The organism is Paraburkholderia sp. BR14320 (assembly GCF_040948665.1).
Lineage (GTDB): Bacteria > Pseudomonadota > Gammaproteobacteria > Burkholderiales > Burkholderiaceae > Paraburkholderia > Paraburkholderia youngii.
The window spans coordinates 245,443-265,555 of record NZ_JBFPKG010000004.1; the positions used below are offsets into that span (position 1 = coordinate 245,443).

Sequence of the window (20,113 nt, forward strand, 5' to 3'; positions counted from 1 at the left end):
ACTACCTGCACCGAACTGCGAGACGCGTTCGTGGCGGCGCTCGTCAATGCCACGGACGCAGGCGCCTCGGTTTATTCGCCGTACGACTGGCCGACTGCGCCGACTGCCTATCCGTGGGTACTGGTGGACTGGCGTACGGAGTCAAAGCATTCGCTGGGCCGCAATGCGCCGCTGTTCAACGTCACGACGAATATCCAGATCATCGCTCGCACCAAGGCACCCGCGCAGACCGGAGACGCCGGATCGCGCGTCGCGCGCGCGGCGGCCGAACGCCTGAAGCAGCAGATCGAACAGAACATTATCGGCAACCCCGCAGTGCAGGCGAACGCGGATGGCAGCCAGCGTATTCAGCAGTTCAAGGCGGTGCACACCGAATTGAATACCAGCTCCGAAGGCGAAATGCCGATGGCGGAACTGGTCATGACGTTCGAAGTGGAATTTGTACAGGCGGTGGATGACTTCTATCCGCTGCTGGGTACGCCGTTGCAGGGCATCGATGTAACGGTTCAGCAACCCCCCGGCACTGTCGAACCGGAGTTTTCCGTGAACTTTCCATCATAGGAGCGACCATGCGCGTCAAACCTGCACCGGGTCTTTGCGTGAGGGACCCGCTCACCAAACAACTCCTGCCGCCCGAGGGCATCGACGTGCCAGATGACAGCATCTTCTGGACGAAGATGCTCAACGACCGCGACGTAGTGCAAGTCTTTAGCCCCGCGCCTGATACCGCTGCCGCTGCCGGGGAATGTGAAGGGGCAGTAGACGAGGGCGAAGACCAAGGGGAACGCAATGACTAACGTACCGTTCAAGGTCATTCCGGCTGGCCTGCGCCTGCCTGGCTCGTTCTTCGAGCTGGATAACACGCAGGCGAATACGGCGCAGGCCAACCAGCGCGCGCTTCTCATCGGGCAGATTACGGCGGAAGGGATCGCGAAGCCTGATGTGCCGATTATCTCCGGCGGGGTTGGCGACGCGACCATTCAGGGCGGGGAAGGCTCGATGCTCGCGGTCATGACGGCAGCGTACCGGCTTAACGACAGCTTCGGCGAGGTCTGGTATCTGCCGCTCGCGGATGGAGTCAGCTCGACCCCGGCAGTCGGCACGATCACCTTCAATACGCCGCCGAGCGCCAACGGCACGATCTCGCTGTATATCGGCGGTCAGCTTGCGAGCGTGCCGGTCAAGGCCGGGCAGACGCCGTCCGACATCGCCTCGGCAGTCACCGCGGCGGTCAATGCGATTCCGTCAATGCAGGTAACCGCTTCAGTCGCGACGGCCACGGTGACGCTGACGGCCGTCAACAACGGGCTGTGCGGCAATGAGATTGATATTCGACTGAACCATCTGGGTACGGCAGGGGGCGAGGCGACGCCTGCGGATCTGACTTACACGATCACGCCGATGGCGAACGGGGCGACCAACCCTACGCTGACGACCGCGCTCGGCAACCTCGGCAACATGACGTTTGACTTCATCGTATCGCCCTATACCGATACGGCCTCGATGCAGGCGCTGGAGTTGTTTCTCAACGACCAGACCGGCCGGTGGAGCTTTAACGAACAACTGTACGGCCATGCTTTCATGGCGTACGCAGCGACCTTCGGCGGACTCACAACGCTCGGGCAGTCGCGCAATAACCAGCACGAATCGATTCTCGGCTTCTACGACAGCCCGACGCCTAGCTGGGCCTGGGCATCGGCGCTCGCCGCGCAGGCCGCCGTCAGCGTGCGCGCCGATCCCGGCATTCCGTTGCAGGGGCTGCCGCTGCTTGGCGTGTTCGCCCCGCCCTTGCAGTCGCAGTTCATCAACAGCGTGCGCGAAACGCTGCTGTATGACGGCATTTCGACATTTACGGTTGCGCAGGACGGCACCGTCATGACGGAAAACATCGTCACCACGTATCAGAAGAACACGCAGGGCGTGGCGGACGACAGCTATCTGGAAGTTGAAACGATGTACCAGTTGATGCTGGAAATCCGCACGCTGCAAGCCACGCTCTCGTCCAAGTTCGGGCGCTGCAAGCTGGCGGACAGCGGCTCGAAACCCGCCGCGAATTCCGGCCTCGTGACGCCCGCGACTATCGAAGCCGAGGTCGTTGCGCTGTATCAGGAACGGCAGGATGCGGGCTACGTGCAGAACGCCGATGCGTTCGCCGAGAACGTGGTCGTTTCGAAGAACACCACCAATCCGAATCGCGTGGATATCTTGTGGCCCGGTACGCCGGTCAACCAGATGCGCACGTTCGCTGTACTGGTGCAGTTCCGCCTTCAATAAGAACCTTTAAAGGAAACCGGATGAGAACCCTTCTGCTGCTCGGCGCGCTGCTGCTGCCGGTAATGGCGAATGCCGCCGCGTATCACCACCACCATCACCATCATCACCACGGCCACGCCCATCGCAGCTAACGCGTAACAGTTCCGCCGTCACAGGAAAGCCGCCTTCGGGCGGCTTTTTTTATTTCTGGAGAAAACATCATGTCGAGCAATCTGATTGCCGGTACTGCTCATGTCACGGTGGATGGCGTAACCCACCAGATCGAGGGTGCCGCGAAATACTCGCCGTCTACCGTCAAGCGTGAATCGCTGCTCGGCATGGATGGTTTCCACGGGTGGAAGGAAACGCCGGTGACGGGATCGATCTCGATGTCGATCCGCGATGCGGGCGATCTGACCGTGTACGACTTCAACCGGATGCGCAACTCGACGATTGTCCTTGCGCTCGCGAATGGCAAGGTGGTCTTTGGCCGCAACATGGGAACGACCGAGACGCAGGAAGTCGATACGGAAGACGCCAAGTTTGACGTGAAGTGGGAAGGCCCGCAGGTGTCCGAACAAACCGTTACCGTGAGCTAAGCGCGATGGCCGATTCGACAAAAGCCCCGATACCCGACGAACTGACGATTACGCTCAAGCGGCCGGTCACGATGAGCGGCAAGGACGGCGGCGACAGCACCGTGTACGCGGAACTCGAGTTGCACGAGCCGAACGTTGACCAGCTCTCGCAGTTCGTCAAGCGCACGCAGAAGGAAACCGCCATCGACGCGATGAAGTTTCTCATTGCCCTTGTCTCGGGCGTGCCGCAGCCGGTGTTGAACCGGATCGGCGTGAGCGACTTCTATCAGGCGATGCAGTACATGACGCGTTGGGTCTCGCCGCCCGCTGCGGATGACCCGGAGGGAAACGCGGCGGGCTCCCAGGAAACTGGGAGCTGATCGTGAAGCTGATGGAAAAGTATTGGCGCTGGCAGCCCAGTGAAGTGAAGGCGCTGAAGTGGAGCGAGGTGCGCGAATACTACCGGTATGCCGAACTGATCAACAAGGCGGCCCGCCGTGGATGACACGTTCAAGATCGTAATCAGCGCGGTCGATAACGCCAGCAAGACGATCACCGCCATCAACAAATCGCTCGCGGGCATCAGCAAGCCCGCTGCGATGACGGTCAAGTCCATGCGCAGCCTCGGCGAAGTTGGACGGCACAGCCTGGCGATGCTGTCGAAGGGGTTGCGCGAAGTATCGAACGCTGGGGGGACGACCTCGAAAGTCCTGCAATGGCTGACGGTGCCCGGTGCGGCAACGGGCGTCGTGGCGCTGGCGAATCAGTTCGGCAATTTCGCGTTCGGGCTGAACATGACGTCGAAGATGCTCGACGTCAACCAGCAGAGCCTGACCAAATGGCACTACGCGGCCAAGATGGCGGGGGTATCGGCCGAAGCGTTCGACAACGCCTGGGCACAGGGACAGATGGCGGTGCGCGCGGCCGCCTACGGCATGGACCCCGAGACGCTTGGGCGGCTTCAGAACGCGGGCATTGCGGTCGAAACGGACCCGATCAGCGGCAAGGTGACGAATTACCAGAAGGTGCTGGAACAGGTGCTTGCGAAGGCGAGCCAGATGGACGCGTACGGTCGGCGCAATTTTCTCGGCATGCTGCACATGGATGCGCTGCTGCCGCTGGTCACGCAGAACACCTACGGGATGGACCGCGAGGGGGCCGCGCGCAAGGGTCTGTTGCAGTCCGATGAGGACATCGAGAAGGGCGCGCAGTTTCACCGCAACGTTGAAGCCCTGAAGGGCTCGATGGAAGGGCTCGCCAATACCATCGGCTCACACCTCATTCCGGTCGTCGAGCCGCTGGTCAACGGGTTTTCGAACTGGCTTGACGATCATCGCGTGGATATAGCAACGGAACTCGCGACGGCAGTCGGCCAGATCGCCGAATGGCTCAAGAGTATCGACTGGGCCAAGTTCAGGAGTGACGTTACCGAAGCCTGGAACGCTGTGGGTGGCCTGAAGGGCGTCCTTGCTGGCCTGCTGCTGTTTTCATTCGCCGGGCCGATCTCGGACGTTCTACGACTCGGCCTCGCGCTCGCGCAGCTTGGCGCGTTCGCCGTGCTCAACCCTATCGGGCTGGTCATTACGGCGATTGCGACGCTGGCGTTCGGCACCTATGAACTGGTCACGCATTGGGATACGGTCAAGGAATGGTGGCATCACCTGTGGGAGACGATGGCCGACGATACCCAAAGCAACACGCGCAAGATCAACGACGCGAAGAAGTCGCTAACGAAGAACGAAAACTACAACGTCCTCGATGTCTTTACCGACAAGATGGGGCTGGCGATGGACCATATGACCGGGGCCAACGCCGCGACAAGCGGGCTGTCGAAACACGTCGTTGCGACTCTGATCAAGGACGGGTTGAGCCCCAGCAGCGCGATGGGCGTCGCCGCCAATCTGTTCCAGGAAAGCAGCTATAACCCGGCAGCGGTGAATGGAAGCCACTACGGCATCGGCCAGTGGGACACGGCCCGCCAGGCGCTCTACAAGAAGTGGTACGGCCGGGATATCCACGGATCGAGCCTCGAAGAACAGTTGGCCTTTGCTGTGCGCGAAACTCAGGAGGGCGACCCGCTGACGCAGAAAGCCGGTCGTGCGATGGCCCAGACGAACGATCCGGGAACGGCGGCGGCGATCTATGCGGAAAACGCTGAGCGGCCCGGCAACATCGAGCAGGAAAAGATCAGGCGCGCCGCGCAAGCCGCAGCGATTGCGAAAGTGCTTGGCCCGAACTTCGGCGCGACTCTCGCCGTTGCACCAGCAACCACCTCTGAGGCTGCTGCGGGCACTCCCGCGCCGACTGGGGCAGCCGATGCGCAGGGCGCGCGCGTGGCCGCGATGCAGCAGGCCGCGCCTACGCTGACCGTCAACGTGCACAACGCGACGCCGGGTACGCGGGTTGAAGCGACCGCGAACGGGCAGCCGATCCCGGCGCGCATCGCGGTATCGACCGACATCCTTTATGGAGCAACGCCGTGAGCAACTCGGTTGTGCGGGTGGGTACGAACCTGCTCAGTGTCGCGGGTAGTATTGGCGGCGTTGCACAGGGCGCGGCCAATCTCGCAGGCGATGTCTCGACGTTGCTGGGTGGGACGCCCGAAGGCTGGACGCCGCGTCTGCTGAAGGCGTCCTACGGCGGGCTCCCCTTCGCGGTAGAGGCGACGCGTACCGTCGCGGGCCGCCGCTACGCGGTACACGAATATCCGTTTCGCGAGGGTGCGTGGCTGGAAGACATGGGTCGCCTGCCGAACCGCTGGGAAGTGAACGGCTATCTGGTGGAAGACAGCCTGATCTATCAGGGCGGCCCGGTCATCGCGCAGCGCGATCGCCTGTTCGCGCTGTGCGTCGCGCGAGGCGCGAACAGGATGGTTCACCCGACTTTCGGCGGGTTTGATAACGTCGTCTGCCTGTCCGTCGAGTTTTCCGAAGCGCTGGAAGCGGGCCGTGTGATCGAGGTCAAGTTCGTATTCATGCTTGCCGGGCTGCGCATCAATCCGGCCAGCAGCACATCGACGGCCGATGATGTTTTCACCAAGGCTTTGCCGGTCGGTATCGCTGCGGACCTCGATTTCGCCAGGAACGCCGCAACGCTGGTCATCGGGGGCGCGGCCACGATCCAGCAGTACGTTGCGACGGCGGTCGGCTGGTATCAGATCGCGGTCACAGCAATCGGGGATGTCAAATCGGTGATCGGCGCGGTCTCGGCTCTGTATGGCAACTTCGGCCGGTTCTTCGGGGGCGCGAACTACGGATACACGGGCGGGGCGAATCCGACAGCACGGCCCGAGGCAACCGCGAATGATCTGCTGGTGGCGGCGAGCATGGCGCGCGCCGCTGTGGTTAGCGCGGGCGATGCGCTGGAGGTGGCCGCTGCGAATCCTTCGGACGCCGCAGCGCTGAGCGCGGCCGCGCAGACGCTGACGGGCGCGCTGGCAGAGACGGCCAGCGATCCGGCCGATGCGGTGCGGCTCGTTTCGTCGCTCTGCCGGTTCCGGCCGCCGCCAATCAGAGCCCAAGGTCCGTTCGGCGCTTGCATGCAGGGGGCACAGGACGCGATGGCGGCGCTGCTGCGACGGTGTGCGCTGGCGCAGCTCGCGGCTACGCTCACGACCTATCAGCCCGCCTCGCAGAACGACGCTAACACCGTGCTTTCGGACGCAGCGGCGCTGTTCGATGACGAAATCACCATTGCGGGCGATGCGGGCGACGACAACAGCTATGCCGCGCTGCGTGCGCTGCGCGAGGCGGTCTGCACCGATCTGGCGGCGCGCGGCGCGGACCTGTCGGTGATCGCCACGTTCCAGTTCCGCAGGTCGCTCCCTTCGCTGGCGCTGGCACTGCGCATCTATCGCGACGCGTCGCGCGAGCCGGAGCTAACGCAGCAGATCAACCCGCGCCATCCGGCGTTCTGCCCGCCGTCATTTCAGGCGCTGGCAAGCTGATGTCTACGCCACCCACCGGGTTCCGTAATCCCGATGACCTCACGCTGGTCGTTTCAACGACACGGCGCGGCAGCGCGGGCGGCGGCATGTCCGCCCAGGGCGTCGGCGTATCCGTTGCCAATACCGGCCCCGCCTTCTGGCGGGACAACACGGGGGCGCGGCAGTCAGCGAACCTCGCACGCGGCAGCGCGGGCTCGCAGAGCTATACGACGACCAATTCGCGCAGCATCGCCGGATGGACAAGCGTACGCGTATCGCGCGGCATTGAGCGTTGTCCGGGCGACTTCGAAGTCGAGTTCACCGAGCCGATGCCGGGCAGGAATTCTCTCGTCGCCAGCCCCGGCGACGAATGTCAGGTCTATCTCGGCACTGACCTTGTGCTGAGCGGCTTCGTTGACCGCTACATGCCGAGCTATACCGCGACCCAGCATACGGTACGCATCACGGGGCGCGGCAAGTGCCAGGACCTCGTTGACTGTTCGGCCAAATGGTCGGGCGGCACGATGAAGGACTTTCCGATCCTCGCGATTGCGCAGCAGCTGTGCGCGGTCTACGACATTCCGGTGAGGCTGGCCGAGGGCTCGTCGCCTGGCGACATCATTCCCGCGATCAGCATTATGGTCGGCGAGCCCATCTACGGCGTGCTCGAACGGCTGTGCAGGCATGAGCAGTTGCTGTTGTACGAACAGGCCGATGGAAGCCTGCTGCTGTCGAAGGTGGGAACGGAATTGGCGGCATGCGGATTTACTGAGGGCGTAAATGTGCTCGCCGCGAGCGCGGTGTATGCGATGGACGGCCGCTTTTCAGACTATGACGCGGTGCTGATGAGCATCGACAGCCTGAAGGATCAGGGCGATGGCGGCAACCTGCTGTCGCGCGAAAGCGATCCCGGTGTGCAGCGCTTTCGCTATCGCGCGATTGTGTCGGAGAGCCCGCACGGGACCATTGATATCGCGCAGAGGCGTCTGCATTGGGAAATGGTCCGGCGCATTGGCCGCTCGTTTCAGGTCCGCGTCACGACCGATTCATGGCGCGATTCGGCGGGCAAGCTGTGGACGCCGAATACGCTGGTGCCGCTCGATCTGCCGGGGCTGAACTTGAGCCCGCAGACGTGGACGATTGCCGATGTGACCTACCGGCGCGATCTGCGCAAAGGCACGACTGCGGAACTGCTACTCATGCCTCCGCAGGCGTTCAATCCCGAGCCGCTCCTGCTGTATCCGCAGGCGCCCGACCAGAACCAGTCGTTCTTCCCCGGCGGCGGCTTGGGGGGCACGCCATGAACGAGATCGCGGAGCGGGTTTTCCGGCGCGTGCAGATGATGTTCTGGCGCGCTCGCGTGCTGAGCGTGGATGACTCGGCAACGGTGCAGCAAATGCAGGTCAAGCTGAATGACCTTGAAACGGCGGATCGCGTGCGGCTCGCGGAATTTGGCCTGACCTCGAACCCTCCTGCGGGCTCCGATGTGCTGCTGCTGCACGTCGCGGGGGATCGTACCGCAGGCGTGGTGTTCGCAAGCAACCACCAGCCCTCGCGTCCGAAGGGGCTCGCGCCGGGCGAGACGATGCTCTATTGCCAGGACGGTAAGAGCGTCTACCTGACCGCTGCGGGCGGCATTGTGATCGACGCGAAAGGGCAGGACGTTACGGTCAACGATGCGGGGAACGTCACCTGCAATTGCTCGGGTGTGTACAAGGTCGTCGCGCCCGGCGGTGTTCAGTTCGATACGCCGCTGGTCAGCTCGACGGGCGATATACAGGACAACTCCGGCAGTAACACGAAAACGATGGAGTCGATGCGCAAGACCTATGACGGTCACAACCACAACGTCACGAACGTTCAGGGCGGCAGCAGCACCGTTGTGACGAATCCGCCGAACCAGCCGGAATAAATCATGGACGCAACTATCTCCTGGGATGCCGTCAACGATCACGGCGACTGGACGATGAACGGGCCGGTGCTCGCTACCGGCAACGATCTTCAGACGGCAATCGTCATCAGCATTTTTTCAGACCGGCTGGCAGAGCCCGGCGATGTCATTCCTGATGGCTCGAATGATCCACGCGGCTGGTGGGCCGACTCGGATGTGCGGATTGGGTCGCGCATCTGGCTTCTGAGGCGTGCGAAGCAGACGCACCAGACGTTGCAGCGCGCCTTTGAATACCTCTGCGAAGCATTGCAATGGATGCTCGATGACGGCGTCGTCGGGCAGTTCGTTATCAACGTGCAGTGGGTCCGCGCGTCCGTACTCGGCGCGGAGATTGCCGCCATCAAGCAAGACGGTACGACGCTCGCGACGGGCCGTTACGCGTGGACATGGGATGCGATCAAATGAAACACCTCGCCGCTACACGCAAGCCGCCTTCGGGCGGTTTTTTTTTGCCTGTCGTCAGCAGCCAACGCGGGTTGAATTGACATGCCATTCGCCCGCCCAACGCTGACCGAACTGCGCAATCAGGTCGCCGTTGACATTTCGACCGGCCTGCCTGGCTCCGACCCACTGCTGCGGTTTTCAAGTCTTCAGGTTCTCGGCGCGGCGCTCGCGGGCCTCGCACAGCTTGAATACGGATACACGGACTGGATCGCGAAACAGTCGAACCCGGCGACCGCGACCGATGAATTTCTCGAAGCGTGGGCCGCGCTGAAAAACGTCCACCGGTTACCGGCGACGCAGGCCGGGCTGGCGGTGCCAGGGCAGGTGACCTTTCCCGGCACGCAGGAAGGCGTCGAGCTGCCGAGCGGTACGCCGCTGGTACGCGCAGGCGACGGCGTCGCTTATACGACGACCTCTGCCGCGACGGTAACGAACGGCTCTGTGACGGTCAACGCCGCTGCCAATGCCGATCCATCAGGAGCGTCCGGCGCATTCGGCAATTGCGCTGTTGGCACGGTCATGACGCTGGGTACGGCCATTCCGGGGATCACAGCGAGCGGTACGGTCACGACCGCGTTTACGGGCGGCGCAGACGTTGAGCCCGACGAAGAACTGCGCGCGCGCATGTTGAACGCCTATCAGAACGTGCCGCAGGGCGGCGCGCAGTCGGATTACGTCACATGGGCGATGCAGGTCAATGGCGTAACGCGCGCGTGGTGCAACGGCAGCGGCTTCGGCGCCGGTACGGTGGTCGTCTATCCGATGCTCGATATCACGCAGGCCGCGAACGGCGGCTTCCCCCAGGGCATCAACGGCGTGGCATCGCAGGAGACGCGCGGCACGCCGGTAGCGACCGGTGATCAGCTTGCGGTCGCCAACTGGATTTATCCGCTGCGCCCGGTTACCGCGCTCGTCTATGTGGTCGCGCCGACGAAGGATGTCATCAATTTCACCATCAGCGGTATCTCGACGCTGCCCGCGGCGACCAAGCAACAGATTGCAGACGCTATCTCGGGCGTTTTCGTCGCCTATGGCTCGCCGCTCGGCGAGCCCGGCAGCGGCCAGAACGGAGTCGTGGATCTCTCGTATATCGAGACGGCCATCGCCGCCATTCCGGGGACCGCCGGATTCGTCATCACCTCGCCTGTCGCCAACATCGTCGGGACCATCGGGCAGTTGCCGGTGCTCGGCACGATTACCTATACGTAGCCATGAGCGCACCCAACTATCAGGCGGCCGATTTTCTGTCGGCGCTTCAGGCGTTGATGCCTCGCGGCCTTGCGTGGCCGCGCGATCCATCGGCGGTCATGACGAGGGTCATGGGATGCCTTACACCGACTTTCGCGCGGCATGCGCAGCGCAACAACGCGCTGCTGGTCGATGCGTTTCCTGCGACGGCCGTTGAACTGCTACCGGAATGGGAATCCGCACTCGGCTTGCCGGACCCATGCGCCGGGCCTGCGCCGAATCTCCAGAGTCGCCAGCGTCAGGTAGTCGCGCGCTTCGCAGGCGCGGGCGGTCAGTCCATCGCTTACTACATCAGCTACGCGGCGACGCTCGGCTATGCGATCACCGTTACGGAATTCACGCCGTTTCGCGTCGGCCAGCAGGCGATGGGCGCTCCGCTCGGGACGCAGGACTGGGCATTTACCTGGCAGGTCAACGCGCCGCTGCTCACGCTGGTTTATTTCCGTGCCGGGGAGTCATCCGCCGACGAACCGCTCGAAACGTTCGGCAACGCCGTTCTCTCCTGTGAGCTGGAGGCGATCAAGCCCGCTCACACGATCCTCAATATGGCCTATCACTAGGACACGTCATGTTCCAGATCGACGAGCCCAGCGCCGTTCCGTCGCTACCGGCTCCGGCCGCTGCCGGGACGCAGGGCTATTTCTCCAACGGTAATCCGGGCACCGGGCTACCCGCGACCGTGGTTGATGCCGACTTCCTCAACATGATGATGATGGAGTTGACAAATGTCGTGACGGCGGCGGGGCTGACACCATCCAAAACGACGTATAACCAGGTCGTTCAGGCGATCCGAATCCTGGTCGGGACCGGCTCGGCGAACTACGGCTCCGACAGCGGAACGATCAACGCTTATGCGGCGACTTTCCCTGCGCCGGTTCTGTCCGTGACTGATGGCCTTGTGCTCGCGTTCAATGCCGCGCACGCGAATACGGGCGCATCGACCTTCACGCCGAATAGCGGCACCGTAGCGCCCAAACCGATCTGGGGCGGCAACCTTGCCGCGCTATCGGGCGGTGAGATTGTCGTCGGCTATACGCGCCTCGAATGGAATGCCGTCTACGGTGCGTGGATTCTGCTCGATAGCGCGGGCGGCGCGCAGCAGCTTGGCGGCGGCTCCTATATACCGGATGCGCCCGCACTGGATCGCAGCAGCAAAGTCGCCAGCACGCGCTGGACGCTTCGCAACGTATTCCGCGTCGGGGAAGTAAAGATGTACCACGGCTCTGTCGCGAGTATCGCGTCGGTCTGGGGGCCGGGCTGGCAGCTTGCCGATGGCACCAACGGCACCGCGAACCTGAAAGATCAGTTCATCGTGGGCGCGGGGGCGTCTTACGCGCCGAACGCGCAGGGCGGCCTGAACACCAACGTTCTTACCGTCGCGCAACTGCCGCCGCACAGCCATGCCATCAATATTAGCGACCCCGGCCACGCGCACAGTATTGCCGATGGCGGGCATTCGCATGGTGTCTCGCAGAGTCCGCACGCGCATGGCGTCAGCGATCCGGGCCACGCACACGGATGGAGTGACGGCACCAGCCAGGTCTATTCCTACGGGCCAGGCGGTTCCGGTCTGAGTGGCGGCACTACGTGGAACCGCGGCACCACCATGCAGCCTGCCACAACCGGCATCGGCATTCAGGCGCAAAACGCCAACCTGAGTATCAACGCGGCTACGACCGGTCTGGGCATCTATGCGGCGGGCACCGGCATTACCGCCACCTCCAATAACACCGGCTCGGGGGCCGCCGTTGAAAACCGGCCGCCGTACTACGCGCTGTGTTTCATCGAATACACGGGAATCGGAGCGTAACTCATGTTCCAGACCGACCAACCCTCTGCCGTATTGACGTTGCCCACCCCGGCGGCTGCCGGTACGCAGGGGTATTTCACCAACGGTAATCCGGTCTCGGGCGTCGCGCCGACCATTCTCGACGCGGATTTCATGAACATGATCATGATGGAGTTGATCAATGTCGTGACTGCCGCTGGCCTGACGCCGTCGAAGACCAACAACAGCCAGTTACTCGCCGCCATCAAGGCTATTGGCTCGACCGGCCAGCTAACCAACCCCGGGTTTCTGCGAACCCCGTTTGGCTTCGTCATGCAATGGGGGACGATTACCACGTCAGCATCGGCAGACCTGGCGGTGATCTATCCGACACCGATGCCGAACGCCACGTTCTCCGTTTTCACGTCCGCTCAAATGACCAGCGCGGGCGCGATGACGGGCTGGAATTCCCCGACAGTAAACGGATTCAACATCAACGGGTGGAACCCGAATGGTGGAAACCGGGCTGCCGTCCTTGCGAGCTGGTTAGCAATCGGGAAGTAAGGGCCGATTACCTGGAGTGAACAATGATTCAGCGATACGCGGCATATAACGATGCGGGCACCATCTTTACGTTCTGGAACAGCGTGGATGCGCCGCCGCCTGACCCGATGCCTGACGGCGTGCATGCGCTTGCGATCACGGAGGACGAGTATATGGCCGCCCTGACCAGCAGGGCAGTGCCTTACACCGTGCTCGAAGGCGTGCTGGTCGCGCCGACGCTGGAAGCCATCGATGCGTTCAACGCGCGGGAGGCGTGGGCGGTGCTTCAGGACGCCGCAATGGCTGCGCTGCGGAAATCGGACATTACCGTGCTGCGCTGCTATGAGCAGCAGATTCAGGTTCCGGCCGAATGGAGAACATATCGCGCCGCGCTACGCCTCATCGTCAGCGCGCCGAGCGGCGACGCGGCAGCGGGACTGCCCACCATGCCCGCCTATCCGACGGATTCCCCAGCGGCGATCCCGAAAGCTACTCCCAAAAGAACCCGTTGAAATGAGGCTCAGCTTGCAGACCCTGGCAGTCCGCCAGCAGCATGCGCAGGATAACGCGCGGCTGCGTGAGGCATTGCGCCTGATAGGGGATATCGCGTCGGGTAGTCCGTCTGCGCTTTCGCTGCAAGACATCGCGAGGCTTGCCCATGAAGCGCTCGCAGTACCGGCAGAGGCGCAGGAAGAAACGGGGTCGCTGACATGAACGCAAACTGCGCAGCGCAATTGCTCGCACTGTTGTCTTGCGCCGCATTGACAGCGTGTGGGGGCGGCAGCGACAGCGCGCAAGGCGTGTCGGTCCCGCTGCAATCCGCGATGCTCGCGCGGATCGACGGCGGCGCATCGGCGGCGTTCTCTGTGAGCGGAACCATCGACGGCTCACCGGCTTCCGGCTCGGCGTCAATCGTTGACGCGCCCCCCGTCATCACGACGCTTGGCGGCGCGCGCGTCGCGGAATCGGTTGAAACGGTGACGACAACCACGAACGGCGTGGCCACGACCGACACCGTGGAAGTGTTCACCAATCCGACGACCGGCGCCGAAGTCACCGAAACACGCGCAGACGGTTCGACGGTCAGCTATCCGCCGTACACCGACCCGCCCGAGGTCGTGCCCGGCGATGGCGGCGTTCTCGCGGATGGAACCATCATGACCGGCAACACGCCGACCGGGACGCAGGAACTATCGTATGAGGTCGGCGATGACACGTCCGACGCCGTGGTTGTGACCATCGAAAAGAAGGACCGCGACAACCACGGTCAACAGGTACGCGACGAAAAGCGCATGTACAAGGTCGATAAGAACGGGCAGTCATCGTTGGTATCCCGCTCTGTCGATGGCGAAGATGATGGGCACGCCGACGAGTTGAACGAAGACGCTGACTAGGTCAGTAGTCGTCCGCGTCGTCCACGTCGCGTATCGGCGGCCGCGCTGGCTGGTCGCCGTGCATGATCTTCGGCAGATCGGGAAAGTACACATCGCAGCGAACGTTCGCAGACGTCTCATTCCTGCGCGGGCAGTCGGTTATCTCCGATCCGAGGTCGGTCATCGGGAAGTCTTCGCCCAGCGTAGCAACCAGTTTCGTCAGTCGATAACGCCCCCGGCGCTCGCAACGTGTGCATGCCACTTCAAGATGCGTCGCGCGTGCCGCCACTTGCCCGAGGGTGACGGAGCCCTTGTTCATGGTGTCAGTTCTCAACGGTTCGTAAACCAGAAGCGTAGCAGACACGTTGCGCACGCTGGGGGACTATGATTTCCACCGGGAATCTGCCTTGCTTCAGGCAGGTTGATCGCCTCCGGAGGTCGTCATGTGCTACCAGAAACCCGTCGAGCTACTGGAAAACCTGCTCGAAGCCGTCCCGCTGGAACCGAACAAACGCGGACATACCGCGATGGATGACTTCGATCATTTCTGTGCCTATACCGGGTGCTCAGAGGAATTGATCGGGCCGCTGGCCTTTGCGTGGGTGAAGCTCGCCTATATCGATGCAAAAACGACCGCGTCGGCAGCGTGAGCGAGATTCGTCAGATAGAAGCGGCTGACCTCATGCTCGCGACGCTTTGGCCGCGACCTTTCTCGCGCGAGGGTTGGGTCTTCGAACTGAAGTATGACGGGTTCCGCTGCCTCGTCAGGAAGCGCGCGGAAGTCGTGGACCTTATCACGCGGCAGGGCAACCGCCTGAATCCATCCTTCCCGGACATCGTCGCGGCGGTGGCCGCGGTGCGCGGCGACTTCGTGTGCGATGCCGAGCTAACGGTCGATGATGGGGATGGGCGCCCGTCATTCGAGCGCTTGCAGACGCGAGCCCGCACGTCCGTTCCTATGCGCGTGCGCGCCGCGATGCGCGAGCATCCCGCGCGTCTCTACGTGTTCGACATGCTGGCCGATGGCCAGGCCGACATAAGGCAGCGACCGCTTAGCGAGCGCAGGGAAAGGCTGCGGGACAGCTTCGAGAACACCGCGTCGCTCGTCTGTGTGAACGGCATCGTTGGGGCCGGGGAGTGGGTCTTCGAGCAGGTGGCGGACCTCGACCTCGAAGGAATGGTTGCGAAGCGGCTCGACGCGCCATATCAGCGCGGTCGCACGAAGGACTGGCTGAAGATAAAGTTCACAGGCTATAGCAGGCCGGACGCGCTCGGCTTTGGTCGAGCGCGGCAGATAGGCCGCGAGAACCTGTAACGAAGTATTTGACAAACGCGCAATTGTGCTAAATTGGTACTGCGCGTTAACCGCCCGGCGCGAACCGGGCGGCTTTTCCGCGGATCACTGACGCATGACGATGTGAATGATATGGATGACGGCTAGACAGCCGTAGAGAACCGCTTCGACGTACTTCACGGCGACCTCCATCGCGTGTGGTACACAACACGGCCCGCTCCCACGGGCCGTTCCTTTTCGGTCTTCCGCTAATCGCCGAATCCCGAAAGCAATCCTAGACCCTTTAAAATTTTTTTTCACGGACTACGTTGCGAAAATCGCTCCGTAACCGCCTCTCTACACTCCTCTCTTGGAAACAAATCCGGCCGAGCCACAGCTTTTTCGCCCGGCTATGCGAGCATCCACCTTGCTGGGCGGCCCTTGCTAGAGCATGCGCGGCGCGATGCGCGCACGCATGGCTTTCAGCACCTCGCCGCGCATAATCTCAACTTACACTTCCGTGACCTTGTCGAAATACAACTGGTCCATCGCTTTGAACTTACTTTGCATCAGAATTTGCGACGTTGGCAACTCTCTAAACCCTTTTAAATTTTTTTTCCCGCACTCCGGTGCGAGTGACTTTTGCCAAAAAAAAGTTCTTCGCGGTTTTCCGGGGAACCCCGCTCGCGGTAAGATATCCGCCACACTTATATTCCAACTACACTGATCCGCAAACGCGCGGGGGACCACAATGAAAAAAACACTTCTGGCCTCGATGGTCGGCCTGTCCGTTCTCACGGGCTGCGCCAATGGCTTTTCCGACTATTACCACGGCATGTCGCGTGAGCAGATCGACGAAAAAGTCGGCGCGCGAGCTGCCGTCGAGCCCAAAACCATCCATGCCACCGATGTGAAGGCCGAAAGTGAGCGCCTCGCCGAGAACGGCTACTGGCTTGCGGGCGAATCGTCGTTTCAGGGGCGGGAGACACGCTTTGCGGAGTCAAGCGCGCTAACGCAGGCACGCAAGCTGGGCGCTGAAATCGTTGTGCTGGCGTCAGGCGACGCGGGCTCCGAGTCGGTTGCCGTCCCGATCGTGACGCCGACCACCTCGACGACTTATTCCTCGTTTAGCGGAAACGCTTCCAATGGGTATGGCACGACCCATGTGAATGGATTCGGTAGCAGCACGAGCTACGGGACCTCGACGAACTTTATTCCCATGACTGTCCATCGCGCGAACTATTACGCCGGGTATTGGGTAAAGCAGAAGCCTGCGGTGCTCGGTGTCACGCTGCTGCCGCTCAACGGGGATCAGCATCGGACCATCGGCACGAACTCCGGACTGCTCGTTCGGGTTGTCGTCATCGGATCACCAGCCTACAAGGCCGACATTTTCCAGGGCGACTATCTGATGGCGATCAATGGCGAACCGACTTCCGACGTACAGGACGCCCTCAGAATCCTGAGAGCGCATGCCGGGCAGAGCGTAAAGCTGTCCCTGCTTCGAAACGGTACGACGATCTCCAAGGACGTACAGCTCGCGAACGGCAGCAACTGACAAACTCGCGGTGTAAGCCCTCCTGAGCAAGTGACGCAACCAAAGACCTAACGGGCTGCCATCGAAAAGCCCCGCCAACGAGTGCGTTGCGGGGCTTTATTTATGTTGGCCGGACGTCAGACTATCTCTCAGCTAGCCTCGTTTGGTTCGTATTCTACGCGCCAGCGATGATATCGAATCTGTCGGGCGGTACGACCAGATTCAGCGTGCGCCCGCTGTCCCAATTCACGCAGACCTGAGCCCAGCCTTCGAACTCCGTAACGCTCCTGACGGTGCCCTCGGAGCCCGGAGGAATCGGACAGGGATCGTTGCCCATTTCCACCAGCCGTATGCGATCCCCTTTCTTGACTTTAGTCATTGGTTATCTCCCGTTGATTAGTGGTGGCAAGTTTTTGGAACCTGCCTATCGAAACAGGCGATGAGATACTGTGCGTACGCCACGAGGATGATGCTGCCATCGAACAGGAATGACTTCGCACCTGTCGCGCGCGCCGCGTTGTAGTCCGAGCGCAGGCGGGCGCGCTTCGCTTTGTCCCATGAACATGGTTTGTCTTTCATTGCATCTGTACCTCTCCAACTTTGCGCTGGAACAATTCCCAAAAGGCGGGGTGCATTGCGCGGTCGCCCGCTTCCCATTGCTGCCATGTCCGGCAGGTTGTATGCAGCAGTTCACCGGCTGCGGTCTGCGTCAGGTTCGCGGCCAGGCGCGCGGCGCGAATTTCCCCCGGCGTGGGTGACGGCGCGGTAGGCAGCGCATCGCGTTTCCGGTCAGCGGGCCGTGCGGGGGACTGGGCGCGCGCCGCGCGCTTTTCCGTCGCAGGGTCTTTGCCGTCCTTACGTGCCTGACGAAGCTGGTCCCATTCGCGCATCGCGTCGGCGAGCGGCATCGCGGGCCACTCACCGATCTTTATCTGGCGCTTGCGGCCCTCGGCGTCGTTGTACCGGTAAATCCATGCGTGCTTGCTGGCACTTGCCCACAGCCGCAGGCCGGGGCAGTTGTCGATGGACTGGTATTCCCCCGGCTTGAGCAGCTTCGCGGTGTGTGGATCAAAAGTCATAGCGGGAGCCCCGAGGGATGGACGAACCAGACATAGTAGGCGAGCATCAGGAGCATGACCCCGGATACGGTCGAGAGGATGCCAAGGATCACGCCGTTTCTCGCGACTGAAACGACGAAAAAGATGACGAGAAGAAACGCTAGGACCTTGCTCATGGTGTCGCACCGTACATTTTATCCTCGCCCACCGGTGCATCCAGTCTCAAAGGGGCACTAGGGGGCTGACGGGTGTGGGTCCAGGGCTCGCATACGCCAGTCAGGTACGGCTTCGCGACGATATAGATGTCATTAGCCTCGGTGACGACTCTCACGACCTCAACCCAGCCTCTCGGTGTAGCGACGCGCCCGCTGTCAATCTGCTCGACCATGACGCTGGCGTAGCGGTCCCCAAACGGGCGACCGCAGTAAGCCTGCCGCATGAGTTGGCGGTTGTAGTCGATGTCCGTTTTCGCGCGGTCTTTGCCGAACGCCAGATACGCATACGCGGCAGACTCTGGGGACTCGCAAACGATTGCGTTATTGGTGTTGAAGTGGCACGCGGCCTCTGCGGCACCCGGCACCAGCGGGACCATTGAGAGCGCGGCGACGACTGCTGTACTGATGAGTTTCATGTGATTCGCCTTTGGTTAATGTTCCGAGGGCAGCAGAAGGACCCAACGCAGCCCGTCATGCTCGCCATAGAAGTTGATCGAATCGAGCGGAAAGTCCGTGTACTCGATTTCCTGCTGCGCGAATACGTTGCCGTTGCCATCATCGAGCGTAAGAACGCCCGCGCTGTCTTTCACGACGAACTTGACCGATGCGAAGTTATCCTTCGCCTCGCGTCCGATCAGGTGAGTGCAGATCGCGTCAATCAGCCAGTACGCGTCGCACGCCTCGCGTACGAAATGCGCGCCGTCCGTGAGGATCACCTTCGCAAACATGGTGCGGTAATAACTCGTGGTGCCCGTGAAATAGGGCAGTTCGTTCAGGATTGCCTGTTTGTCTAACATGATGGTTATTTGAGTCAGTAGGAGTGCTTAGAACTTCAGACGACAGAATCAGGTGCAGTGATTGACTGCTTTCAGTCGTTGAATACGGTGAGGCTGATGCAACCGAAAAGCTGCCGATACATGAAGCGCTGCGCGTCAGCGTGGGCAAGCCTGAATGGTTGCCCATTGCCCATGTCCGTTCCCAGTACCTCGGGCACGTATCCGGGACGCCAACCGAGTTCGGATGCCTCGGCGGTGTAGCTGTACAGATCGTGATGCTCAAGTTGCTCTGCCCTGATAACAGGGATGTCGGCGACAGGCTGCTGCGTGTTCAAGGTCTTCATTTGCGGGTCTCCAGGCAGTAAGTAATCACGCTCAATGCGCGCATATATATGCTACCCGGAAAGGGCCAAACGTCGCGGTCAGGGAGTTCCCGGACTGTGCGGGGCGCTAATATATATAAGCCCAGCGGAGCGGAAAGCGGCGCGCGCGGCGCTGTAGGAGCGCGCCAGGCGGCCCAGGCGGGCCGCGCCTATAGGGAAGGCCGGGAAAGCGGCCCGGCGGCGCTGCGGGGCTGGGGCGCGCGGGGCGGATTGGCAAAAGGCGGATTTTTCTAAAAAGGTAGGCGAAAAGGTAGAAATTTCATCCAAGCCCCGCCAGATAAGGCGCTAATACTGCTGATCAAGCAGGGCATCACGACCACGACGAGCCTGATGTATTCGAGCGTGATCGCGTTGGCTGCGCCGATCGGTCCGATCATCGGGCTGTTTATCGGCGATCGCTTCGAGCGCAAGACGGTGATCGTCGTGATGGCCGGCGTCAATATCGTGTGCGGGTTGTGGTTCAGTCAGGCATCGGGTGCGGTGCTGCTGGTGAGCTTGGGGGTGTGCCTGACACTGGCCGGCAACATCATTTCGTATAGTTATCACGCGTACCAGACCGAACTGTTTCCGACCAGCATCCGCGCTCGCGCGGTCGGCTTCGTCTACTCGTGGAGCCGCTTTTCAGCGATTTTCACGGCCTTTCTGATTGCGGCCGTGTTGCGCTACTTCGGCACGACTGGCGTGTTCGTGTTCATCGCCGGTGCGATGTTCATCGTGATGCTGGCGATCGGTTTGATGGGGCCGCGTACAAAAGGGCTTGAGCTGGAAAAAATCTCGAGATAGAAGGG

General features: G+C 61.8%; 29 protein-coding genes and 1 pseudogene. 22 read left to right on the plus strand and 8 right to left on the minus strand.

Annotated elements, in window-relative coordinates; all coding sequences use genetic code 11:
- Positions 1–30: 30 nt before the first annotated feature.
- From AB3X89_RS06690 to AB3X89_RS06775, 18 genes are all read left to right on the plus strand, one after another.
- On the plus strand, positions 31–561 hold the full coding sequence (locus AB3X89_RS06690) for an ABC transporter permease (protein ID WP_368582444.1): 531 nt from the start codon (positions 31–33) through the stop codon (positions 559–561).
- A gap of 8 nt (positions 562–569) precedes the next feature.
- Positions 570–797 carry a DUF2635 domain-containing protein gene (locus tag AB3X89_RS06695; protein WP_368582445.1) on the plus strand — a complete coding sequence of 76 codons (228 nt, stop codon included), beginning with the start codon at positions 570–572 and terminating at the stop codon, positions 795–797.
- Positions 790–2,274: a phage tail sheath subtilisin-like domain-containing protein gene (locus AB3X89_RS06700; RefSeq protein WP_368582446.1), complete on the plus strand. Its 1,485-nt coding sequence runs from the start codon at positions 790–792 to the stop codon at positions 2,272–2,274. Before AB3X89_RS06695 ends, AB3X89_RS06700 begins: the two co-directional genes overlap by 8 nt.
- Before the next feature lie 200 nt (positions 2,275–2,474).
- Positions 2,475–2,852, plus strand: coding sequence for a phage tail tube protein (locus AB3X89_RS06705; protein ID WP_368582447.1), 378 nt, complete (start codon positions 2,475–2,477; stop codon positions 2,850–2,852).
- Between the two features lie 5 nt (positions 2,853–2,857).
- The gene (locus tag AB3X89_RS06710) at positions 2,858–3,211 is read left to right on the plus strand and encodes a phage tail assembly protein (protein WP_368582448.1); all 354 of its coding nucleotides are present in this window, start codon (positions 2,858–2,860) and stop codon (positions 3,209–3,211) included.
- A gap of 2 nt (positions 3,212–3,213) precedes the next feature.
- A complete protein-coding gene (locus AB3X89_RS06715; RefSeq protein ID WP_368582449.1) occupies positions 3,214–3,336 on the plus strand; it encodes a hypothetical protein in 123 nt (40 codons plus the stop codon).
- On the plus strand, positions 3,329–5,314 hold the full coding sequence (locus AB3X89_RS06720; RefSeq protein WP_368582450.1) for a phage tail tip lysozyme: 1,986 nt from the start codon (positions 3,329–3,331) through the stop codon (positions 5,312–5,314). Before AB3X89_RS06715 ends, AB3X89_RS06720 begins: the two co-directional genes overlap by 8 nt.
- A complete protein-coding gene (locus AB3X89_RS06725; RefSeq protein WP_368582451.1) occupies positions 5,311–6,777 on the plus strand; it encodes a DNA circularization protein in 1,467 nt (488 codons plus the stop codon). Before AB3X89_RS06720 ends, AB3X89_RS06725 begins: the two co-directional genes overlap by 4 nt.
- Entirely contained in the window at positions 6,777–8,060 is a 1,284-nt protein-coding gene (locus AB3X89_RS06730) for a phage baseplate assembly protein (RefSeq protein ID WP_368582452.1), read from the plus strand. Before AB3X89_RS06725 ends, AB3X89_RS06730 begins: the two co-directional genes overlap by 1 nt.
- Entirely contained in the window at positions 8,057–8,668 is a 612-nt protein-coding gene (locus AB3X89_RS06735; RefSeq protein WP_368582453.1) for a phage baseplate assembly protein V, read from the plus strand. The genes AB3X89_RS06730 and AB3X89_RS06735 overlap by 4 nt, the downstream gene beginning before the upstream one ends.
- A gap of 3 nt (positions 8,669–8,671) precedes the next feature.
- Positions 8,672–9,112, plus strand: a complete 441-nt coding sequence (locus AB3X89_RS06740; protein ID WP_368582454.1) for a phage GP46 family protein — start codon at positions 8,672–8,674, stop codon at positions 9,110–9,112.
- Positions 9,113–9,193: 81 nt separating this feature from the next.
- The gene (locus AB3X89_RS06745; protein WP_368582455.1) at positions 9,194–10,360 is read left to right on the plus strand and encodes a baseplate J/gp47 family protein; all 1,167 of its coding nucleotides are present in this window, start codon (positions 9,194–9,196) and stop codon (positions 10,358–10,360) included.
- 2 nt (positions 10,361–10,362) lie between these two features.
- Positions 10,363–10,959 carry a YmfQ family protein gene (locus AB3X89_RS06750; RefSeq protein ID WP_368582456.1) on the plus strand — a complete coding sequence of 199 codons (597 nt, stop codon included), beginning with the start codon at positions 10,363–10,365 and terminating at the stop codon, positions 10,957–10,959.
- 8 nt (positions 10,960–10,967) lie between these two features.
- Positions 10,968–12,209 (plus strand): hypothetical protein, encoded by a 1,242-nt coding sequence (locus AB3X89_RS06755; protein WP_368582457.1) that lies wholly within the window; start codon positions 10,968–10,970, stop codon positions 12,207–12,209.
- A gap of 3 nt (positions 12,210–12,212) precedes the next feature.
- Positions 12,213–12,731, plus strand: coding sequence for a hypothetical protein (locus tag AB3X89_RS06760; RefSeq protein WP_368582458.1), 519 nt, complete (start codon positions 12,213–12,215; stop codon positions 12,729–12,731).
- Between the two features lie 23 nt (positions 12,732–12,754).
- Positions 12,755–13,222 carry a hypothetical protein gene (locus AB3X89_RS06765; protein ID WP_368582459.1) on the plus strand — a complete coding sequence of 156 codons (468 nt, stop codon included), beginning with the start codon at positions 12,755–12,757 and terminating at the stop codon, positions 13,220–13,222.
- A gap of 13 nt (positions 13,223–13,235) precedes the next feature.
- The gene (locus AB3X89_RS06770; RefSeq protein WP_368582460.1) at positions 13,236–13,424 is read left to right on the plus strand and encodes a hypothetical protein; all 189 of its coding nucleotides are present in this window, start codon (positions 13,236–13,238) and stop codon (positions 13,422–13,424) included.
- A gap of 110 nt (positions 13,425–13,534) precedes the next feature.
- The gene (locus AB3X89_RS06775; protein ID WP_368582461.1) at positions 13,535–14,104 is read left to right on the plus strand and encodes a hypothetical protein; all 570 of its coding nucleotides are present in this window, start codon (positions 13,535–13,537) and stop codon (positions 14,102–14,104) included.
- Between the two features lies 1 nt (position 14,105).
- Here AB3X89_RS06775 and AB3X89_RS06780 read toward each other — a convergent pair whose 3' ends face one another.
- The gene (locus AB3X89_RS06780; protein WP_368582462.1) at positions 14,106–14,402 is read right to left on the minus strand and encodes a hypothetical protein; all 297 of its coding nucleotides are present in this window, start codon (positions 14,400–14,402) and stop codon (positions 14,106–14,108) included.
- A gap of 124 nt (positions 14,403–14,526) precedes the next feature.
- On the opposite strand from AB3X89_RS06780, the gene AB3X89_RS06785 reads away from it, so the two are divergent.
- The 3 genes from AB3X89_RS06785 to AB3X89_RS06795 all read left to right on the plus strand — a co-directional run bounded on the left by AB3X89_RS06785 (position 14,527) and on the right by AB3X89_RS06795 (position 16,914).
- Positions 14,527–14,733, plus strand: a complete 207-nt coding sequence (locus AB3X89_RS06785) for a hypothetical protein (RefSeq protein ID WP_368582463.1) — start codon at positions 14,527–14,529, stop codon at positions 14,731–14,733.
- A gap of 32 nt (positions 14,734–14,765) precedes the next feature.
- Positions 14,766–15,398 (plus strand): DNA ligase, encoded by a 633-nt coding sequence (locus tag AB3X89_RS06790; RefSeq protein WP_368582464.1) that lies wholly within the window; start codon positions 14,766–14,768, stop codon positions 15,396–15,398.
- Between the two features lie 709 nt (positions 15,399–16,107).
- Positions 16,108–16,914 (plus strand): PDZ domain-containing protein, encoded by an 807-nt coding sequence (locus AB3X89_RS06795; protein WP_368582465.1) that lies wholly within the window; start codon positions 16,108–16,110, stop codon positions 16,912–16,914.
- Positions 16,915–17,068: 154 nt separating this feature from the next.
- Here the strand turns inward: AB3X89_RS06795 and AB3X89_RS06800 are convergent, their stop codons facing one another.
- The 7 genes from AB3X89_RS06800 to AB3X89_RS06830 form a co-directional block, all read right to left on the minus strand.
- A complete protein-coding gene (locus tag AB3X89_RS06800) occupies positions 17,069–17,272 on the minus strand; it encodes a DUF4314 domain-containing protein (protein ID WP_368582466.1) in 204 nt (67 codons plus the stop codon).
- Positions 17,273–17,289: 17 nt separating this feature from the next.
- A complete protein-coding gene (locus AB3X89_RS06805) occupies positions 17,290–17,472 on the minus strand; it encodes a hypothetical protein (protein WP_368582467.1) in 183 nt (60 codons plus the stop codon).
- Complete coding sequence (locus AB3X89_RS06810) at positions 17,469–17,972, minus strand: integrase arm-type DNA-binding domain-containing protein (RefSeq protein ID WP_368582468.1); 504 nt, start codon at positions 17,970–17,972, stop codon at positions 17,469–17,471. Before AB3X89_RS06810 ends, AB3X89_RS06805 begins: the two co-directional genes overlap by 4 nt.
- The gene (locus AB3X89_RS06815) at positions 17,969–18,127 is read right to left on the minus strand and encodes a hypothetical protein (protein ID WP_368582469.1); all 159 of its coding nucleotides are present in this window, start codon (positions 18,125–18,127) and stop codon (positions 17,969–17,971) included. Before AB3X89_RS06815 ends, AB3X89_RS06810 begins: the two co-directional genes overlap by 4 nt.
- The gene (locus AB3X89_RS06820; protein ID WP_368582470.1) at positions 18,124–18,582 is read right to left on the minus strand and encodes a hypothetical protein; all 459 of its coding nucleotides are present in this window, start codon (positions 18,580–18,582) and stop codon (positions 18,124–18,126) included. Before AB3X89_RS06820 ends, AB3X89_RS06815 begins: the two co-directional genes overlap by 4 nt.
- Positions 18,583–18,597: 15 nt before the next feature.
- On the minus strand, positions 18,598–18,963 hold the full coding sequence (locus AB3X89_RS06825) for a DUF6876 family protein (RefSeq protein ID WP_368582471.1): 366 nt from the start codon (positions 18,961–18,963) through the stop codon (positions 18,598–18,600).
- Positions 18,964–19,034: 71 nt separating this feature from the next.
- Positions 19,035–19,286: a hypothetical protein gene (locus AB3X89_RS06830; RefSeq protein WP_368582472.1), complete on the minus strand. Its 252-nt coding sequence runs from the start codon at positions 19,284–19,286 to the stop codon at positions 19,035–19,037.
- Positions 19,287–19,616: 330 nt separating this feature from the next.
- Here AB3X89_RS06830 and AB3X89_RS06835 point away from each other — a divergent pair.
- Positions 19,617–20,108 (plus strand): annotated as a pseudogene (locus AB3X89_RS06835) (MFS transporter); the annotation flags it as partial.
- Between the last annotated feature and the right edge of the window lie 5 nt (positions 20,109–20,113).

Excerpts from the sequence above, each read along its gene's own strand:
- AB3X89_RS06695 (WP_368582445.1), top strand. The coding sequence starts at position 570 with ATGCGCGTCAAACCTGCACCGGGTCTTTGCGTGAGGGACCCGCTCACC.
- AB3X89_RS06700 (WP_368582446.1), top strand. The coding sequence starts at position 790 with ATGACTAACGTACCGTTCAAGGTCATTCCGGCTGGCCTGCGCCTGCCT.
- AB3X89_RS06705 (WP_368582447.1), top strand. The coding sequence starts at position 2,475 with ATGTCGAGCAATCTGATTGCCGGTACTGCTCATGTCACGGTGGATGGC.
- AB3X89_RS06710 (WP_368582448.1), top strand. The coding sequence starts at position 2,858 with ATGGCCGATTCGACAAAAGCCCCGATACCCGACGAACTGACGATTACG.
- AB3X89_RS06730 (WP_368582452.1), top strand. The coding sequence starts at position 6,777 with ATGTCTACGCCACCCACCGGGTTCCGTAATCCCGATGACCTCACGCTG.
- AB3X89_RS06735 (WP_368582453.1), top strand. The coding sequence starts at position 8,057 with ATGAACGAGATCGCGGAGCGGGTTTTCCGGCGCGTGCAGATGATGTTC.
- AB3X89_RS06740 (WP_368582454.1), top strand. The coding sequence starts at position 8,672 with ATGGACGCAACTATCTCCTGGGATGCCGTCAACGATCACGGCGACTGG.
- AB3X89_RS06745 (WP_368582455.1), top strand. The coding sequence starts at position 9,194 with ATGCCATTCGCCCGCCCAACGCTGACCGAACTGCGCAATCAGGTCGCC.
- AB3X89_RS06750 (WP_368582456.1), top strand. The coding sequence starts at position 10,363 with ATGAGCGCACCCAACTATCAGGCGGCCGATTTTCTGTCGGCGCTTCAG.
- AB3X89_RS06755 (WP_368582457.1), top strand. The coding sequence starts at position 10,968 with ATGTTCCAGATCGACGAGCCCAGCGCCGTTCCGTCGCTACCGGCTCCG.
- AB3X89_RS06760 (WP_368582458.1), top strand. The coding sequence starts at position 12,213 with ATGTTCCAGACCGACCAACCCTCTGCCGTATTGACGTTGCCCACCCCG.
- AB3X89_RS06765 (WP_368582459.1), top strand. The coding sequence starts at position 12,755 with ATGATTCAGCGATACGCGGCATATAACGATGCGGGCACCATCTTTACG.
- AB3X89_RS06775 (WP_368582461.1), top strand. The coding sequence starts at position 13,535 with ATGCTCGCGCGGATCGACGGCGGCGCATCGGCGGCGTTCTCTGTGAGC.
- AB3X89_RS06780 (WP_368582462.1), bottom strand. The coding sequence starts at position 14,402 with ATGAACAAGGGCTCCGTCACCCTCGGGCAAGTGGCGGCACGCGCGACG.
- AB3X89_RS06785 (WP_368582463.1), top strand. The coding sequence starts at position 14,527 with ATGTGCTACCAGAAACCCGTCGAGCTACTGGAAAACCTGCTCGAAGCC.
- AB3X89_RS06790 (WP_368582464.1), top strand. The coding sequence starts at position 14,766 with ATGCTCGCGACGCTTTGGCCGCGACCTTTCTCGCGCGAGGGTTGGGTC.
- AB3X89_RS06795 (WP_368582465.1), top strand. The coding sequence starts at position 16,108 with ATGAAAAAAACACTTCTGGCCTCGATGGTCGGCCTGTCCGTTCTCACG.
- AB3X89_RS06800 (WP_368582466.1), bottom strand. The coding sequence starts at position 17,272 with ATGACTAAAGTCAAGAAAGGGGATCGCATACGGCTGGTGGAAATGGGC.
- AB3X89_RS06805 (WP_368582467.1), bottom strand. The coding sequence starts at position 17,472 with ATGAAAGACAAACCATGTTCATGGGACAAAGCGAAGCGCGCCCGCCTG.
- AB3X89_RS06810 (WP_368582468.1), bottom strand. The coding sequence starts at position 17,972 with ATGACTTTTGATCCACACACCGCGAAGCTGCTCAAGCCGGGGGAATAC.
- AB3X89_RS06815 (WP_368582469.1), bottom strand. The coding sequence starts at position 18,127 with ATGAGCAAGGTCCTAGCGTTTCTTCTCGTCATCTTTTTCGTCGTTTCA.
- AB3X89_RS06820 (WP_368582470.1), bottom strand. The coding sequence starts at position 18,582 with ATGAAACTCATCAGTACAGCAGTCGTCGCCGCGCTCTCAATGGTCCCG.
- AB3X89_RS06825 (WP_368582471.1), bottom strand. The coding sequence starts at position 18,963 with ATGTTAGACAAACAGGCAATCCTGAACGAACTGCCCTATTTCACGGGC.
- AB3X89_RS06830 (WP_368582472.1), bottom strand. The coding sequence starts at position 19,286 with ATGAAGACCTTGAACACGCAGCAGCCTGTCGCCGACATCCCTGTTATC.